16 protein-coding genes are annotated in these 16250 nt (G+C 35.4%); 12 read left to right on the plus strand and 4 right to left on the minus strand.

Annotation, left to right across the window (positions count from 1 at the left end):
* A partial coding sequence (locus tag HMPREF2811_RS11555; RefSeq protein ID WP_210386545.1) for a hypothetical protein occupies window positions 1-195 on the plus strand: 195 nt, incomplete at its 5' end.
* A 244-nt stretch (window positions 196-439) separates the two neighbouring features.
* On the opposite strand, the gene HMPREF2811_RS05135 is transcribed toward HMPREF2811_RS11555, so the two are convergent.
* Window positions 440-1618, minus strand: coding sequence for an aminotransferase class I/II-fold pyridoxal phosphate-dependent enzyme (locus tag HMPREF2811_RS05135; protein WP_071408386.1), 1179 nt, complete (start codon window positions 1616-1618; stop codon window positions 440-442).
* A 149-nt stretch (window positions 1619-1767) separates the two neighbouring features.
* Between HMPREF2811_RS05135 and efp the strand changes: the two genes are divergently transcribed.
* On the plus strand, window positions 1768-2331 hold the full coding sequence (gene efp / locus HMPREF2811_RS05140) for an elongation factor P (RefSeq protein ID WP_071408387.1): 564 nt from the start codon (window positions 1768-1770) through the stop codon (window positions 2329-2331).
* A gap of 83 nt (window positions 2332-2414) precedes the next feature.
* Window positions 2415-3431 carry a Gfo/Idh/MocA family oxidoreductase gene (locus HMPREF2811_RS05145; protein WP_071408388.1) on the plus strand — a complete coding sequence of 339 codons (1017 nt, stop codon included), beginning with the start codon at window positions 2415-2417 and terminating at the stop codon, window positions 3429-3431.
* A 92-nt stretch (window positions 3432-3523) separates the two neighbouring features.
* Here the strand turns inward: HMPREF2811_RS05145 and HMPREF2811_RS05150 are convergent, their stop codons facing one another.
* A complete protein-coding gene (locus HMPREF2811_RS05150; protein WP_210386546.1) occupies window positions 3524-5398 on the minus strand; it encodes a fructose-1,6-bisphosphatase in 1875 nt (624 codons plus the stop codon).
* A 136-nt stretch (window positions 5399-5534) separates the two neighbouring features.
* Here HMPREF2811_RS05150 and HMPREF2811_RS05155 point away from each other — a divergent pair, with 136 nt between their 5' ends.
* Window positions 5535-6170, plus strand: coding sequence for a hypothetical protein (locus HMPREF2811_RS05155; protein ID WP_071408389.1), 636 nt, complete (start codon window positions 5535-5537; stop codon window positions 6168-6170).
* A 517-nt stretch (window positions 6171-6687) separates the two neighbouring features.
* On the opposite strand, the gene HMPREF2811_RS05160 is transcribed toward HMPREF2811_RS05155, so the two are convergent.
* Together HMPREF2811_RS05160 and HMPREF2811_RS05165 are read right to left on the minus strand one after the other, a co-directional pair.
* Window positions 6688-7605 carry a serine hydrolase gene (locus HMPREF2811_RS05160; RefSeq protein ID WP_071408390.1) on the minus strand — a complete coding sequence of 306 codons (918 nt, stop codon included), beginning with the start codon at window positions 7603-7605 and terminating at the stop codon, window positions 6688-6690.
* 259 nt (window positions 7606-7864) lie between these two features.
* Window positions 7865-8539, minus strand: coding sequence for an endonuclease III domain-containing protein (locus HMPREF2811_RS05165; protein WP_071408391.1), 675 nt, complete (start codon window positions 8537-8539; stop codon window positions 7865-7867).
* A gap of 131 nt (window positions 8540-8670) precedes the next feature.
* Here HMPREF2811_RS05165 and lepB point away from each other — a divergent pair, with 131 nt between their 5' ends.
* The 8 genes from lepB (at window position 8671) to HMPREF2811_RS05205 (ending at window position 16160) form a co-directional block, all read left to right on the plus strand.
* On the plus strand, window positions 8671-9102 hold the full coding sequence (lepB, locus tag HMPREF2811_RS05170) for a signal peptidase I (protein ID WP_168164944.1): 432 nt from the start codon (window positions 8671-8673) through the stop codon (window positions 9100-9102).
* Window positions 9103-9131: 29 nt separating this feature from the next.
* Entirely contained in the window at window positions 9132-9905 is a 774-nt protein-coding gene (locus HMPREF2811_RS05175) for a response regulator transcription factor (protein WP_071408393.1), read from the plus strand.
* Entirely contained in the window at window positions 9895-11661 is a 1767-nt protein-coding gene (gene pnpS / locus HMPREF2811_RS05180) for a two-component system histidine kinase PnpS (RefSeq protein WP_071408394.1), read from the plus strand. Before HMPREF2811_RS05175 ends, pnpS begins: the two co-directional genes overlap by 11 nt.
* 239 nt (window positions 11662-11900) lie before the next feature.
* Window positions 11901-12764 (plus strand): phosphate ABC transporter permease subunit PstC, encoded by an 864-nt coding sequence (gene pstC / locus HMPREF2811_RS05185; RefSeq protein WP_071408395.1) that lies wholly within the window; start codon window positions 11901-11903, stop codon window positions 12762-12764.
* Entirely contained in the window at window positions 12764-13582 is an 819-nt protein-coding gene (gene pstA, locus HMPREF2811_RS05190; RefSeq protein ID WP_066125769.1) for a phosphate ABC transporter permease PstA, read from the plus strand. Before pstC ends, pstA begins: the two co-directional genes overlap by 1 nt.
* A 1-nt stretch (window position 13583) precedes the next feature.
* Window positions 13584-14342: a phosphate ABC transporter ATP-binding protein PstB gene (pstB, locus tag HMPREF2811_RS05195; protein WP_066125767.1), complete on the plus strand. Its 759-nt coding sequence runs from the start codon at window positions 13584-13586 to the stop codon at window positions 14340-14342.
* A gap of 27 nt (window positions 14343-14369) precedes the next feature.
* Window positions 14370-15026: a phosphate signaling complex protein PhoU gene (gene phoU, locus HMPREF2811_RS05200; RefSeq protein ID WP_071408396.1), complete on the plus strand. Its 657-nt coding sequence runs from the start codon at window positions 14370-14372 to the stop codon at window positions 15024-15026.
* Window positions 15027-15314: 288 nt separating this feature from the next.
* Window positions 15315-16160 (plus strand): substrate-binding domain-containing protein, encoded by an 846-nt coding sequence (locus HMPREF2811_RS05205; protein WP_071408397.1) that lies wholly within the window; start codon window positions 15315-15317, stop codon window positions 16158-16160.
* Window positions 16161-16250 lie beyond the last annotated feature (90 nt).

Here is a 16250-nt window from a genome sequence, read left to right on the forward strand (position 1 = left end):
TCGTGGACCATTTTTCGGTTGACATTTACATTCATGCCTTACCTCATTTTGACGCCGTTTGAGGCTACTCAACCACTGCGCTTTTATTTAGCGAGCAATATCTTGATTGAACTTATCAAATTTATGCCTTACCTCTTTAAGACGCAGTTTGATGCCACACAACCACTGCGCTTTGTATTAAAACGATATGCCTGAATAGAATTTAAAAAGTTTTTGTCCACTCCTCATCATATTGTCATTCAAACACAAAAACCATGCATCAACTCAATGATGCATGGCATAAATTTTTGTTTTTGCCTGTCTACTTGACAGGGGGGTTCATATTTTGAAATATTCCTTGTTTATTTTTGAGTCTTTTTATTTAGTCGCATTTGCAGTTAAATACCAAGACTTTAAATATGTCGCGGATACTTTGACTGTATGAGCTAAATAGAGTCAGTTAGTTTTGTGTTGGGTATTCCTTCATAAACTTTTCCATCCGGTCCATTGCTTCAGCAATAATGTCGTCGCTTGCAGCATAACTTAAGCGGACATAATTTTCGCCACCCGTTCCAAATGCTGAACCGGGAATTAACGCAACTTGTGCTTTTGTTGCCAATTCTCTACCGAATTCAAAGCTATCTTGAGGATAACCGGCAGGGATTTTAGCGAATAAGTAAAAAGCGCCATTTGGTTTAATAATTTCAAATCCCATTTTGGTCATGCGTTCATAAATATAATCACGTCGTTTAATATAGGCTTCTTTCATGATCAGTGCATCATCTTTACCATTGGTTAGCGCTGCAATCCCTGCATGTTGTGAGATACTCGTTGCGTTGGTGATATAGTTTTGGTGAACTTTATTCATTTGATTAGTAATCATAAGTGGCGCAAAGTTAAATCCAACTCGCCATCCGGTCATTGAATGAGATTTAGATAATGACTGCACGACGATTGTTTGCTCCGGTAAATAAGTTGCGATTGAAACATGTTGATCACCATAAACAAATTCACTATATACTTCATCACTGACGATAAAAATAGGCTTATCGTTTAAAATATTGGCAATTGCTTGCGCTTCTTCATCGTTCCAAGTAATACCCGTAGGATTGGTCGGGTAATTTAAGACGATGGCTTTCACGTCGTCCCCGTGTTCGGCTAATGCTTGTTCCAACATTTCTGGAGAAAGCACAAATTGATTTGGTTCGGTATTAATATGAACCGGAATCCCACCGTATAAGATAATCATCGATTGGTATAAGGTGAAAAAAGGTGAAGGGATTAGTACTTTATCGCCTGGATTAAGAATCGCTTTAAAGGCTATCGACAAACCTTCAGTGGCACCATGAGTAACAATGGTTTCTTCTGGCGTATAATTCAAATGATATTTATCCTTTAACCATTGGCATGCTGCTTGTCTTAATTCTAAAACGCCTGAGGCATGAGTATAGCGAGTCGCATTGTTATCAATCGCTAGTTTACCCGTTTCTTTAATATGGCCTGGTGTCGTAAAATCTGGCTCACCTAAAGTCAATTTTATGATACCGTCAATTTGATTACACAGTTCATCAAACTCACGGATGGCCGATATTCCAATTTTTTCAACGTCTTCATTAAAGCGGTTTTCTAACAAATTCATAATCTTCACTTCTCTCATTAAAATTTAATTTGATATTATTGTAACACATTTATGTTTGATACTAAAGATACTAGAATTATGTGGAAAAAATTCATCTTTATGTTATAATGTACGAGTGAAAGATTGATATATAAAGGAGAAGTTTAAAGATGATTTCTGCAGTAGATTTAAGAGCAGGTATGACATTCGTTCAAGATGGCAAATTAATCCGCGTACTAGAAGCGAGTCACCATAAACCTGGTAAAGGTAACACAGTTATGCGTATGAAATTACGTGACGTACGTTCAGGTGCAACTTATGACACAACCTTCCGTCCGGACGAAAAATTCGAGCGTGCTTACCTTGAAACAAAAGAAGTTCAATACTTATATAGCATGGGTGATGTTGCGACTTTCATGGACTTGGAAACATATGAACAATACGAAATTCAAACATCAACGATTGAAAATGAATTGAAATATTTATTAGAAAATATGGAAGCGAAAATCCAATTTTATGGTTCTGAAGTAATCGGTGTTGAATTACCAACAACAGTCGTATTAACAGTAGCCGAGACACAACCTTCAATTAAAGGTGCCACTGTTACAGGTTCTGGTAAACCAGCAACGATGGAGACAGGTCTAGTGGTTAACGTACCAGACTTTATCGAAGCGGGAGAAGCTTTAGAAATTAATACTTCTGAAGGTACTTATATGCGTCGTGCGCAAAAATAATTAATTAAATAAATCAGGAGGCTGATGTAAAATAGAAAAAGAAATTCTATTTTGCATCGCCTTTTTTATTAGGAGGACTGGAAATGTTAACCATTGGATATATAGGAAATGGCAAAAGCACCAATCGTTATCACTTGCCTTTTGCTAGAAAAGTAGAGGGCATTCGTATTAAGTCAATTTATCATCGTAGTCAACCGAAATGGCAGACCTTTGAAGAGATTCATTATACGACGGATTTAGATGAAATATTACAAGATTCAGAAATTGACTTGATTGTCATCACCACTTATTCAGATTCGCATTATCATTTTGCTAAATTAGTTTTGGAAGCGGGTAAACATGCTTTAGTAGAAAAGCCGTTCACCCATACAGTGAACGAAGCAAGAGAACTTTTTCAATTAGCCAAAGCTAAAGGACTGATGTTGCAAACATTTCAAAATAGACGCTTTGATTCTGACTATTTAACGACCCTTAAAGTGATTGAGAGTGGGAAGTTGGGGGATATTTTAGAGTTAGAAATGCATTTTGATTATTTTAGACCTGAAATTCCGGAAAATATTCATGAATTTAAGGTTGAACAAAGTTATTTATATGGTCATGCTTGTCACACTTTGGATCAGGTGATTGCTTATTTTGGAAAAGCCGATCATATTCATTATGATGTGAGGCAATTACTTGGACCTAATCGGATGAATGATTATTTTGATATTGACCTCTATTACGGTAATACGAAAGTATCGGTCAAATCAAGTTATTTTAGAATCAAAACACGTCCTAGTTTTGTGGTTTACGGTACTAAAGGGATGTTTATTAAAGAGCAAAAAGACCGGCAGGAAGAACATCTGAAACATTTTTATATGCCTGATAATCCAGACTTCGGTTTAGATTTACCGGAGGATTATGGGACGTTGACTTATATAGATTCTAAAGGGAATTACCATGAAGAAAAAGTGGTGTCTGAGGTGGGAGACTATAGTCGTTTCTATCAAAATTTGTATGACACCATCGTTAATGGCGCTCCCAAAACGGTTTCGGATGATGAGACCCTTTATCAATTAGAAATATTAGAAGCAGGTATTGAATCAATGATTCACCAATAATTAAAAACAATAAGTAAACCTGACAATGAGTATCGAAAGTGAAATGGATTCGTACTCATTGCAGGTTTTCTTTTTAAGCTGGTATTCTAATGTTAGTCTTTGTCATTTTCATACAATATTTTGGTCTTAAGTTCTTGCGATTGGCGTGCGAGTTCCTTGCCTATATCAGTATTTTTGACATATTGACGCTCATGGCGTTTTTTAACAATTAATTGTGTTGGAAAAATGTCAAGATATTTTTCAATCGCCTTTTGTTTTGAAGTGAAGGGATGATGCGCAACTAAATACACTTCATTAGAATTATCGACGAGTGTATATCCAGCAATACCTGTTACTTTTTGATAGGCAGTTGATAAGCCACCATCAATGACAAGCATTTTACCATTGGCCTTAATCGGATTTTCACCTTTGATTGTTTTCACTGGGGTATGACCATTTATAATATAGCCTTCGCTCGTTAAACCAAAATCGTTTAATAATTTTAAGCAAAATTGCTCATTTTTGCGCCATTCATAATAAGGGTTTTTAATTTCGCTATGGACGGTTTTATCAGAGATAAAGTAACGTTCAAAGGTGCGCATGATATCTTTACCAAAGAGGGTAGAACTAGGACCACACCATAAGTACCAAAGGGTGTCTGTTGCCCAATCGTCATGAGAATCTAATTGCTTAAAGCTTTCTTCGATTGAGGTTGCATAGAAGTCCATCAATGATTTTCCTTGATAAAGGTGATTATCGATGTTTAATTGGTAATATTGGCCTTCTTCGTTAACAGGAATACATCCATGGAAAAGAAGATTATCATTGTAAGTTAAATACATTTTTCCATTTTCTAATAAAAATTCCATGTGTTCTTTTAATTTTGCTGAATTTTGGAACTGATGTAGTAAATCTAATAAAATAAGTTCTTCACCCAAGGTTAATTCATTTGGTTGTTCCCCATCGATTAAATCAAAGCAAGTATTGTTTAATTGATATTCTTGACCTTCAACGTTGATTATGTGGGTATTGGGATCAATCATCGGCAGTAAATTGCGATGGTTCATCTGAAATTCTGGGCGACGCTCAATTAATTGGCCCTCTAATTTGAATTGCATGATTGTCATGGCTTGATGCATACAATTTATCGCAGTTTCTGTTGCTGCATCGATAGGTGTTTCGAGTTTAGGTTTAAAAGCAGCATTATCTTGATAATAACGAAGGGCGAATTTTTTTAATCGGCTTAAGTCAATGTTATAGCTTTCTTCTAAGAATTGGGTGTGTCCATAGCGGAAAGCAATTCTTAAAACTGTAGCAAGACAAGTCATATTACCAGCATAGGCCCCCATCCAGATGATATCGTGGTTTCCTAAAGTAATATCAACGGATGGTAAGCTCATGAGGACATCCATTACTTTATCAGGATGAGCACCACGGTCATAGATATCGCCTAATACATGGAGATGATCGACTACAAATCGTTGGATTAGGTAACTCAATTCAGTTGCAAATTGCGGAGCTAACTCCAGTTCAATAATGGTTTTAAAAATTGTATGATAATAAGCATTTTTGTTATCGTGTTCATCGTATTGATATAAAAGCTCTTCTAAAATATAAGCATATTCACTCGGTAAAGCCTTTCTTACTTTTGAACGGGTATATTTACTGGAAACAAAACGCGTGAGGTTGACTAAATTTTTTAATAAAGATTGCCATTTATCAAAAGAGCGTTGTTTTCCTAAAATAAAATCTTCAGGATAATAAATAGCGAAGCAAAGCTCATTAATGGCTTGTTCATCTAGTTCATCTTCAAAAAGGGTTTGTACTTTAATGCGAATAATACCTGAGCAATTGCGCCTAATGTGGTCAAAGGCTTCGAATTCACCATGGATATCACTAATAAAATGTTCAGTCGCTTTTGGTAATTCACGGATTGCCTCAAGGTTAATAATCTCAGCTAAATCATTTAAAGTTTTTTTCTTCATCATGATGTAAGGGCCCCCAATCGATTAATATAAATGTATTATATCAGATTAAAATTAAATGAGGAGCCATCAGCAAAATATTTCACAAAAATTGTATTGAGTGTTCCGAAAAGATAAAATAGATAATGAGGTGATCAGTATGTTACAAGAAGCGCAAGCGATTCAACATTATCTGCAGTATTTAGGGCAAAAATATATTGCACCCCATAAAGCTTTAGATGAAGAAGAATTTATGCTGCAGTTTAAAAAAGACGGGGGAAAGGCACGGAACCAATTTAAAAAGATGGTAGAAGCTTTCAATGACCAACAAAATCTTTTAAAAATGCAACGTGTAAGTAATTGGATGAATCAAGCGCAATTTGGCACTCCATTATTTTATTGTTTTTTTAGAGAGGAAAAAGATGAAGTGTCTTATCCTGGAATGGCTGTGCGTTTATATTTAGAAGGACAGCGACTCGGATTAACTTGGGAGGTAAGTGTACTTGAGCGGACCTTAGCTAAAGATAGTTTGGTGAGACAACATCGAGTATTGAGAGTTCCAGCTGATGACGCCATGTATTATTTAGCTTATAGTCAAGGTGAACCATTTATTTATTCAGGTACTGAGGATAATCGCATTTTTTTAAAAAACGCTGTCGATGCGGGTGAAGTGAGAAAAGTTCTTGTTAAAAGTTTAATTGGGTTTTTTGATGAATTTCAAACGCTGGATGATTTAATTGAATCAATGAATCAACATTTTGAACGATTGTTTCCTTATTATTTAGCCACCAAATAAACAAATTAATTTTGACTGAAGAAGATTGAATGCCGATTGATATTAATAAAAAGAGACTGGACGAAATATAATATGAACGGCTCCTTGTTAAGTAAATACTAAAAAGTAATGCTACTTGAAAAGGAACCTATCAAATTATTTCTGTTCAGTCTCTTCTATTTATCTTGTATAAAACAGGTAAATGCCACAAAACGATGCCTGTTTACTTAATTATGGGAGTGGGCAAGAAGTCGAAAATCAGTTGATTTTCGCTTCGTCTGCCCACCCCCGCATAGTTGAGTAGGCCTCAAACAAGTCGAAAGATGCCGCTTGAGGCCACTCAACCACTGCGATTTGAATTAAAATGATATGCTTGAACAGAATTTAAAAAGTTTTTGCCCAAACTCGGAGCAAAAATTAATGGATATAGACCACCTCGTCAGTGTACCCTTAAAATCAAATCAGCTTAAGGATACTCTATACCCAAAAAATCGTCGTTAGCATTGTGAATGTTTAAAAAGCAATGAATTGATTTTGTTTAAAGTGTTTTGCTGATTGAACTTGATTCATGTTGAGCTTCAAACCAACGATTTAGTCTTAAGTTGATCAGTCCGAAAAATTCATTTTGCATACCATCATAATCGAGGCCTATATTGTCCGTCATTACCACTAAGGTATAAAGTGGCTCGCCGTTATCATTAAAATAAATGCCGGTATCATGGAAATACTCATCTAAGTAACCGTATTTCACAGCCATATTATCATTGACATAATATTTTAGTAACCAATGAGGTTGGGCTGTTAACATCGTGTCAACGACATTAGAATAATAATCAGAAGAGGCAATCGCAATTAAGATACCTTCTAAGACATCTGCATTTACATGATTAAATTGATATAATTCAGGATCATAAATATCTGCACCGCTAAGCATTAACATATCGTTTTGATGGTTACCAATATTATTAAAGTAATAATGCGTTAATAAATTCCAAGCGGTATTGTCTGAATTGACTAGCATCTCATAGATTAAATCTTGCAGAGCGTAACTTGGTTGGATAGGACTATTGGTAATATTGCCGCCGCCTTCTTCAAACATTGCCTCAACAAAGGGGATTGGTGTATCGAAAGACAGATACCCTTCATTGATTAATGAAGTATAGAGTGCTGCCGTCGCCACTTTGGTCGTGCTAGCTCCTAGCATGGTAATGTCACTATTTGAACCATAGTGCGTATCATCAATAAAGTCATAGAACGCAATAGAGATTTGGTCACTATTGTATCCAAATTCGCTAATCGTATCGTATAGAATATCGTCTACGGTCTTGTTTTCTATTGAATAATTTTGATCAACATCTTTTAACTGATCATTGGCTTGAACAACCATCAAAGGCATGATACCGAATGACCAAGCAAAGAGACATAAACAGCATGTTGCAAAAAATTTTTTAAGCAATTTCTTCACCTCTAATAAAAATACCCAATCATTATAACATACAAAAAATAGATAGCTACTTTTTAATGTGAAGATTTGGTGAATTTCACAAAGAATGTCATTGAGTGAGATGGTTAGCTAGGCTTTATCTCGTTATGACCATTGCCGTATATGTGAAAAATGAGTCTTAATCACTTAATTACCCTGCCGAATTTGTGATAAGTGAGTCTTAATCACTTAATTATCATTGCAGTATATGTGAAAAATGAGTCTTACACACTTAATTATGATTGTCTTGGTTTGCGATTAATTGATAACCGTTTAAAAAATGATCGGATACTTTTTTGTTGGGGCGTAAATGTTGTTGGGCAAATTGAATAATCCATCCGTGAAAAGCGGCCCATTCAGCAACGGTTAAGTCACCATTGTTTTCAGCAAACTGTTTTACGGCGGGATAAGTTAAAGGGACAGGCGCCTTCAGCAATTGAAAAAGTCGACGCGCATAATTGTCAGCGATAAAGACGGGTTCGTTAAAAACATACATTAATAAAACATCTGCCGTTTCAGGTCCGATACCACGCCTTTTTAATAATTCTTTACGTAGAGAAGGACCATAATGGGCTTTAATCTTACTATATTGGTCTTCAAAGGTTTTGGTCCATTCGAAAAACTCTAAAATATTTCGGGATTTATTTTCATGAAAACCACTTGAATGAATTAGTTTTATTAACTCTTGTTTGGAAAGTTGTCGAATTGTTTCTGGAGAAAAGCTGGCATTTTGCCTGATTTGATTGAGTGAAAGTTCGACATTATGCCAGGTAGTATTCTGGACTAAAAAGGCACCGATGACAATTTCGTGCTTGCTTTCATGTGGCCACCAATCTTCGATGCTCCCTTGATAATGTGTTTTTAATAAGTTAAATAGTTGATTAACAGTAATCAATTGATTGTCCATATAGCTGCTCCTTTACGATGTTTAATATAGGTAAATGAAAGAATCACTCCATGTAACAAGGATTATAGTGAAAATTTTGCGTAAAGTCATCAAAATAGATTATAATGGAAAGGGCAAAGGTGGTCATGAATGTGAGCTATTTTCTTTTAATTTTTTGTATTAGCAGTTTGATTTTTAAGAAGATTCTGGTAAAAATATCTGGGAATTCAATGGCTCCTACTTTTCACTCAGGGGATATTGTTTTATCAAAACCAATCAGAAAAATTCGAAGGTATGATATTGTTATTTTTAAAAGAAAAGAGAAACTGTTCATTAAGCGTGTGATCGGCTTGCCTGATGAAACCCTACGCCTATCACCTAAAGGTGTAGAAATCAATCAAAGAATATTATATGAACCCTATTTAACAGAAGCGAATCGATATTATTTACGTCGTCCAATGGAATGTATCATTCCCAACGATAGTTATTTTGTGTTGGGAGATAATCGGCGCAGTTCTGTCGACAGTCGTACTTTGGGCGTCATTAAAAGAGAAGAAATTATCGTTAAAATATTTTCAAAGTAAAAGAGTGCTATATTTTGGAGGTTACCTTAATGAAACGAATTTTAGTTGTTGATGATGAGAGTTCAATCGTAACATTATTGCAGTATACGTTAGAAAATGCCGGTTATGAAGTAGATGTCGCATTAGATGGTAAGACGGCTTATCAAATGATTAAAACCGTAAATTATGATTTTATTGTATTAGATGTGATGTTACCACAAATGAGTGGGATGGACGTTTGCCGGCGCGCTAGACAAAAAGGCATTCAAACTCCAATATTAATGTTAACAGCTCGTGCAGATGAATATGATAAAATTATTGGTTTAGAGCTAGGAGCTGATGACTATATGACGAAACCCTTTAGTCCAAATGAAGTCTTAGCTCGAATCAAAGCCATTTTAAGAAGATCATCCGTTAGTCATTATCGAGTTGATGATGAAATTGAAGAAGCGGAAGTTGAAGAAGTGCGAATGACACCTGATAATTCAGTACCTATACCTGAAAATAATACTGAAAAAACTTATGGTGAGCTTACTATTTTAACTGATCGATTTGAAGTCTGGGTTCGTGGAGAACAAATCGAAATTACACCAAAAGAATATGAACTATTAGTCTATATGACAGATAGACAAGGTCGAACTTTGAGTCGAGAACAATTATTAACACAAGTTTGGCAATTTGATTACTTAGGAGAGACTAGAATTGTGGATGTTCATATTAGTAATTTAAGAGAAAAAATAGAGCGTAATAATAAAAATCCAGAATACATCATTACCGTCAGAGGGTTCGGCTACCGTTTTGAGGTGCCTGATTATGCAAAATAATCCTAAACTTCTAAGTAACCGCAATATTCTATTCATTATTATTGTCTCCATCTTTACTATTGTGCTAGCTGTATTAGCCCTAGATGCAACCGTTCATCGGATGGTCATGCAAGATAGAATGAATCAAGTAATAGAACCTATCCAATTACAGTTGAAAAAAAACCAGCCTCTTTCTAAATTGAAGTTAGAGGCAATTGAGGAACAGTATGATGTGTCCATTTTATGGTTTCAACGAGAACAATCTTTAACCAATCAATTGCCGGAACTATCTTATGATAGTAGCAATTTAAATGAAAATATTAAAAAATTGATTTCAGAACAAGTCCATGAATTAAACAGTAAACCTAAAATATCGTTGAGATCATCTCATTATTTAGCCATCATTCCTTTAACCGAAGCGAGTATAGCTAACTGGGTAGTAGTGGTGATGCCAGCGATTAGTTTAGTAGACAATAATTTACAGATTTTATCCGTCATATTAGTCGTTATCATTATCTTGTTAGCCATCGTGATTAGCCTTTTTTGGAGGTACTATTTTATTCCGCTTCGTAAGTTAAATGTTGTGTTACATAAGCTTTTGAATAAGGATTATCAGTTGCAATTTCCCTTAATACAAAGCGGGCACAATGGCATAGTGGGAGAAATGACACAATCACTCCAACAATTGAGTTCGAATTTAATTAAACAAGAAAATGCTTTATCCACAACGGTTCATCAGCGAAGTGTTCTAATCAATCATCTCATTTTGGGTATTGTTGTTGTTGATTCAGAAGGAAAAATTGTTTTAACCAATCCAGCGGCTAATGCGATGTTGGATATTGTAGATAGAAATATCGGCGAGCATTATACAAGTGTTATTAAAAGTTATCCTATTTTATCGATGATTGATCGAGTACGCCAAAATCATTTAGCACAACGAGAGGAAGTTGAACTATGGGTGCCGCATACTCAAATTGTTGACGTTAATATTGTTCCTTATGGCCAAGGAAATATCAATGATGAAATTTTAATTTTATTATATGATTTAACGGCTATTAGAAGGTTAGAAGAAGTGCGATCTGAATTTGTCGCCAATGCTTCACATGAACTAAGAACGCCGGTAACAGCGATCAAAGGCTTTGCTGAAACACTACAAAATGGTGCCATGGAGAACCCAGCGATTGCGATGAAGTTTATTAATATTATTGCGGACGAGAGTCATCGTTTGGAGCATATTATTCAAGATATTTTATCGTTATCACGAATTGAAAAGCAACAAGTTGCGATTAATGTTACTAGTTTTGATTTAGTAGCGAAGATTCAAAGCATGTCTCATTTATTTGCTGAGCGTTTGGAACAGAAAAACATGCAATTGGTACTACCGAATACTGGTCCGATAATGATTGAAACAGATGAACAACGAATTGAAAATATCGTAACCAATCTAATTGATAATGCGATTAACTATTCTGAGGATAATAAAAAGATTATGGTACGTACCGAAGAAAGTTCGCGAATGGTTCGTTTATCGATTATTGACCAAGGGGTAGGGATTCCTCCGGAAGAACAAGAGCGAATTTTCGAACGGTTTTATCGTGTAGATAAGGCCAGAAGTCGTCAAACGGGTGGGACAGGATTAGGATTATCAATCGTGCGCCACTTAGTAAAAACAATGAATGGAACCATTTCAGTTGAAAGTAAGGTAGGTCAAGGTTCTACTTTTACCGTCAGACTGCCCAAATATTGGGGGGAAAGAAATTTAGAAGGAAAAAAGTAAAAAAATAATATAAAGATTTTAGAAACGTTTTCTATAAAAGAAAGCCCTATAAAGGAAGAGAGAGATTATATTACGACGAGAAAAATAATCTTTCTCTTATTTATTTACGTTCAATTTACAAAACTAATCTTATTTTAATTTTAAACATTTTTTACTGCGTTCTGGTTTACAATAACCTTACTTAACCTTTCAGAATAAAACCGTTAAAATTGAAGGTAGAGAAATTATGGAGGAAGATTATGATGCGAGATTTTAAAGAGACATTCATGAAATATGTATTTTTATTTTGTGCGACTTTGTCGATTGTATCGATTATTTTGATTTTTTATTTTATTTTTCAAGGAGCAATTCCTTTCTTACTAAAGAATGGTGTTTGGAATTTTTTAAGTGGTAGTGTTTGGAGACCAACTGCATCAACACCAAAATTTGGGATTTTTCCAATGATTGTTGGATCATTTGCGGTTACAATTGGTGCTGTTATTATTGGTGTGCCAATTGGTGTCTTAACAGCGGTTTTTATGGCTTACTTCTGCCCTGAAAAACTCTATCGCTATGCCAAACCTGCTATAAACCTAATGGCGGCCATTCCGTCGATTATTTATGGCTTTTTTGCTTTACAATTACTGGTTCCTTTATCTCGACAATTGTTTGGTGGAACAGGGATGAATATTATCACCGCTTCGATATTATTGGGAATTATGATATTACCTACCATAATTGGACTATCAGAATCTGCAATTAGAGCTGTGCCAAAAGGTTTTTATTCAGCTAGTATGGGGTTAGGGGCTACCCATGAACGCTCAGTGATGAGTGTGGTCGTACCGGCAGCTCGTTCTGGTATTTTATCTTCTGTAATTTTAGGGATTGGACGGGCAATTGGTGAAACAATGGCGGTCATTTTAGTAGCGGGTAATCAACCGGCACTCCCTCGTCGCTTAACTTCTGGTGTCCGAACGTTAACGACCAATATCGTATTAGAAATGGGTTATGCGTCTGGGGATCACCGTGATGCCTTGATCGCTACAGCAGCAGTATTATTTGTATTTATCATTATTATCAATAGTATTTTCATGTTGATTAAGAAGAATAAGGAGGTAGCTTAATGAAATCGCATCACTTTATTAAAGGGTTAGTTTGGGCTGCCGCAATGTTTACTTTAGGGATATTATTGTTTATTATTGGTTTTATTGTTTGGAATGGTTTTTCATCAATGAACCTCAGTTTATTCGAATGGGAATATACCACTAAAAACGTCTCAATGATGCCGGCTATTATTTCAACTTTAGTCGTGGTGGGACTTTCTTTATTAATTGCCGCACCAATCGGTGTTTTTACTGGTTTCTATTTAGTAGAATATGCGGATCGTTCAAGTAAAATTTTACCGATTATTCGTTTAGCCACTGATACTTTAGCAGCAGTTCCGTCGATTGTTTATGGTTTGTTCGGGATGCTATTTTTTGTAAATAGAGTGTTCGGTAGCTTCTCACATTACGCTGGTATTTTAACGATAACAATCATGATTTTACCAATTATTATTTCATCGACAGAGGAAGCTTTATTATCTGTTCATAATAGTTTGCGAATGGGGAGTTTAGCATTGGGTGCTGGTAAGCTTAGAACTATCTTTACCGTAGTATTACCGGTTGCCATGCCAGGGATTTTATCAGGACTCATCTTGGCGACGGGTCGTATAGTTGGGGAGTCGGCTGCTTTGCTTTACACTTTAGGTTCTTCATCTAATATGATCAGAAACCTTAAGTCTCCAGGTCGTACATTAGCAGTACATATGTACGTTTTATCTCAAGAAGGTTTCCATGTGAAAGAAGCGTACTCAACGGCGACGGTTTTAATTATTTTAGTATTAATCATCAACTGGTTATCCACTCGATTAGGTAACAAGTTAGCAACAGGGGGAAGATAAGATGGCAAAGGTAAAATTTGATATACAAAATTTAGATTTCTATTATGGTGATTTTCAAGCACTTTATAATATTAATATGGAGATTGAAGAAAAATTAGTCACAGCATTTATTGGACCTTCAGGTTGTGGTAAATCAACGTTTCTAAAAATCTTAAATCGGATGCAAGACTTGGTTCCTGGAACTAAAGTGGATGGTTTGGTTACTTTAGATGGTCAAGACATCTATAATCGAAACTATAATGTCAATGAGTTACGTAAACGTGTGGGGATGGTTTTCCAACAACCGAACCCATTCCCGAAGAGTATTTATGATAATATTGCTTATGGACCACGCACGCATGGAATCAAAGATAGTGCTCAATTAGATCAAATTGTTGAAGAATCGTTAAAAGGAGCTGCTATTTGGGATACCGTCAAAGATAAATTACATCAAAATGCGACTGCATTGTCTGGTGGGCAACAACAACGTATTTGTATCGCGCGAGCAATTGCGAATAACCCAGAAGTCTTATTAATGGACGAACCCACTTCAGCCTTAGACCCAATTTCGACCAATAAGATTGAAGAATTAGTTCATGAATTAAAAGAAAAATATACGGTTGTGATTGTAACCCATAATATGCAACAAGCGGCCCGTATTTCCGATAAAACAGCTTTCTTTTTAAATGGAGAAGTGATAGAATTTGGAGATACCGAACAAATCTTTGGATTCCCAGTAGATAAACGTACAGATGATTATATCTCTGGTCGTTTCGGCTAATAATTATTCCAAATAGGAGGAATTAAGATGAGAAGTGTATACGAGCAAGAGTTAAAAGATTTATATGTTCAATTAACAAGTTTAGGAAATGCAGCCAATGAATCATTACATAAAGCGGTAACTGCTTATCAAAATGACGATAAAGAATTGGCACATGAATTATTTAGTGATGATTTAAGAATTAATGAGTCTACTGCAGATATTGAAAAAGCTGCTTATCGTATTATTGCCTTACAACAACCAGTAGCAGGAGACTTGCGTTTAATCTTCACTGTTTTACACTGTTCACAAGATATTGAACGTATTGCCGATCATGCGGTATCGATTGCGAAAGCAACGATGCGTTTAGATGAAAACTTTAAAGACGCGCCCCAAATTAATCAAGTATTAATGGAAATGGCCGAAAAAGTTCAAGTGATGTTAACGGATGCGATTACGGCATTTATGGAACAAGATTCACGTGGAGCTAAAGCGATAGCAGAGCGTGATGAAGAAGTAGATGCTTTATTATCAAAGCTCTTCAAGATCGTGATTAAAGATATGGAAGAACAATCGGATGTTATCACATCTGGTGTGAGCTATATCGGTGTTGCGCGTAATTTAGAGCGTATTGGTGACTATGTGACGAATATCTGCGAACGGATTGTTTACTTGAACACAGGTGAGATTGTTGAATTAAATTAAAAACATTTTTTTCTGATGACTTTGCATGATTGAAGTTGTCAGAGTTTTTTATTTTTCTAAGTAACATTTTTATGGATTATTTGTTGAAAATAATGAAAATAGTGCCATAACGGATGTTTGTATGGAGGTGAAAATTCAATGTTTTTACTGGAGTTGGTGAGTGCCGCTGGAAATGTTTACGTTGAATTTACAATTAATTTACAATAAATTGATAATTGAATGTTATATTTAACATGTACCACAAAGGTATTGATGAAAACTTTTATTTAAGAGGAGAATATTATTATTATGAAAAAAGCTTTATCAAAAGTAGCAATTGCATTATTAACTGCATCTGCAGCATTACCTTTAGTATTCGCACAAGAAGGATTAATTAACGTAGTATCTCGTGAAGATGGTTCAGGAACTCGTGGAGCTTTCGTTGAATTAGTAGACGTTGTAGATGAAAACGGCGATGATATGACAGACCTTTCTGCAGTTATCCAAAACAGTACAAATGGTGTTATGCAAACAGTAGCGGGCGACGCTAACTCTATTGGTTATATTTCTTTAGGTTCATTAAATGAAGATGTTAAAGCTTTAACAGTTGACGGTGTAGAAGCTTCAGCTGAAACCATTAAAGCTGGTGATTACAAAATCGCTCGTCCATTTAACGTTGCATGGAAAAAAGATGGACTTTCTGAAATCGCTGAAGACTTTTTAAACTTTATCCATTCTGAAGAAGGACAAAAAATCGTTGAAGAAGAAGGATACATCAAGTCTAAAGATGAAGCTACTGAATACGAAGCTTCAGGATTAAAAGGTGAATTAACCTTAGTTGGTTCTACTTCAGTTTCTCCAGTTATTGAAGTATTAGGAGAAGCTTATAAAGCATTAAACCCAGATGTAACCATTTCTGTTGAATCAGTAGGTTCTTCTGCAGGTATCGAAGCAGCCAATAACGGTACAGCTGATTTAGGTATGGCTTCACGTGAATTAAAAGAAGAAGAGGCTGAAAACTTAGATGTTGACGTAATTGCTTTAGATGGTATCGCAGTTATCGTTAATAAAGATGCTGAAATCGAAGATATTACTTTAGAAAACTTGAAAAAAGTTTATTTAGGTGAAATCACTGATTGGGCAGACGTTAAATAATTAACATAAACACAAAACCTTATTAAGATTGAAACGGTCTAGTTCGCTAGGCTGTTTTTTTAGGATCTATAATTTTTAGTGTTGGTGGCG

The organism is Globicatella sp. HMSC072A10, from assembly GCF_001811625.1.
Lineage (GTDB): Bacteria > Bacillota > Bacilli > Lactobacillales > Aerococcaceae > Globicatella > Globicatella sanguinis.

What these genes read in the sequence shown, in the direction of transcription:
- HMPREF2811_RS05135 (WP_071408386.1), bottom strand. Translation starts at nt 1,618, where the DNA reads ATGAATTTGTTAGAAAACCGCTTTAATGAAGACGTTGAAAAAATTGGA.
- efp (WP_071408387.1), top strand. Translation starts at nt 1,768, where the DNA reads ATGATTTCTGCAGTAGATTTAAGAGCAGGTATGACATTCGTTCAAGAT.
- HMPREF2811_RS05145 (WP_071408388.1), top strand. Translation starts at nt 2,415, where the DNA reads ATGTTAACCATTGGATATATAGGAAATGGCAAAAGCACCAATCGTTAT.
- HMPREF2811_RS05150 (WP_210386546.1), bottom strand. Translation starts at nt 5,398, where the DNA reads ATGATGAAGAAAAAAACTTTAAATGATTTAGCTGAGATTATTAACCTT.
- HMPREF2811_RS05155 (WP_071408389.1), top strand. Translation starts at nt 5,535, where the DNA reads ATGTTACAAGAAGCGCAAGCGATTCAACATTATCTGCAGTATTTAGGG.
- HMPREF2811_RS05165 (WP_071408391.1), bottom strand. Translation starts at nt 8,539, where the DNA reads ATGGACAATCAATTGATTACTGTTAATCAACTATTTAACTTATTAAAA.
- HMPREF2811_RS05175 (WP_071408393.1), top strand. Translation starts at nt 9,132, where the DNA reads ATGAAACGAATTTTAGTTGTTGATGATGAGAGTTCAATCGTAACATTA.
- pnpS (WP_071408394.1), top strand. Translation starts at nt 9,895, where the DNA reads ATGCAAAATAATCCTAAACTTCTAAGTAACCGCAATATTCTATTCATT.
- pstC (WP_071408395.1), top strand. Translation starts at nt 11,901, where the DNA reads ATGATGCGAGATTTTAAAGAGACATTCATGAAATATGTATTTTTATTT.
- pstA (WP_066125769.1), top strand. Translation starts at nt 12,764, where the DNA reads ATGAAATCGCATCACTTTATTAAAGGGTTAGTTTGGGCTGCCGCAATG.
- pstB (WP_066125767.1), top strand. Translation starts at nt 13,584, where the DNA reads ATGGCAAAGGTAAAATTTGATATACAAAATTTAGATTTCTATTATGGT.
- phoU (WP_071408396.1), top strand. Translation starts at nt 14,370, where the DNA reads ATGAGAAGTGTATACGAGCAAGAGTTAAAAGATTTATATGTTCAATTA.
- HMPREF2811_RS05205 (WP_071408397.1), top strand. Translation starts at nt 15,315, where the DNA reads ATGAAAAAAGCTTTATCAAAAGTAGCAATTGCATTATTAACTGCATCT.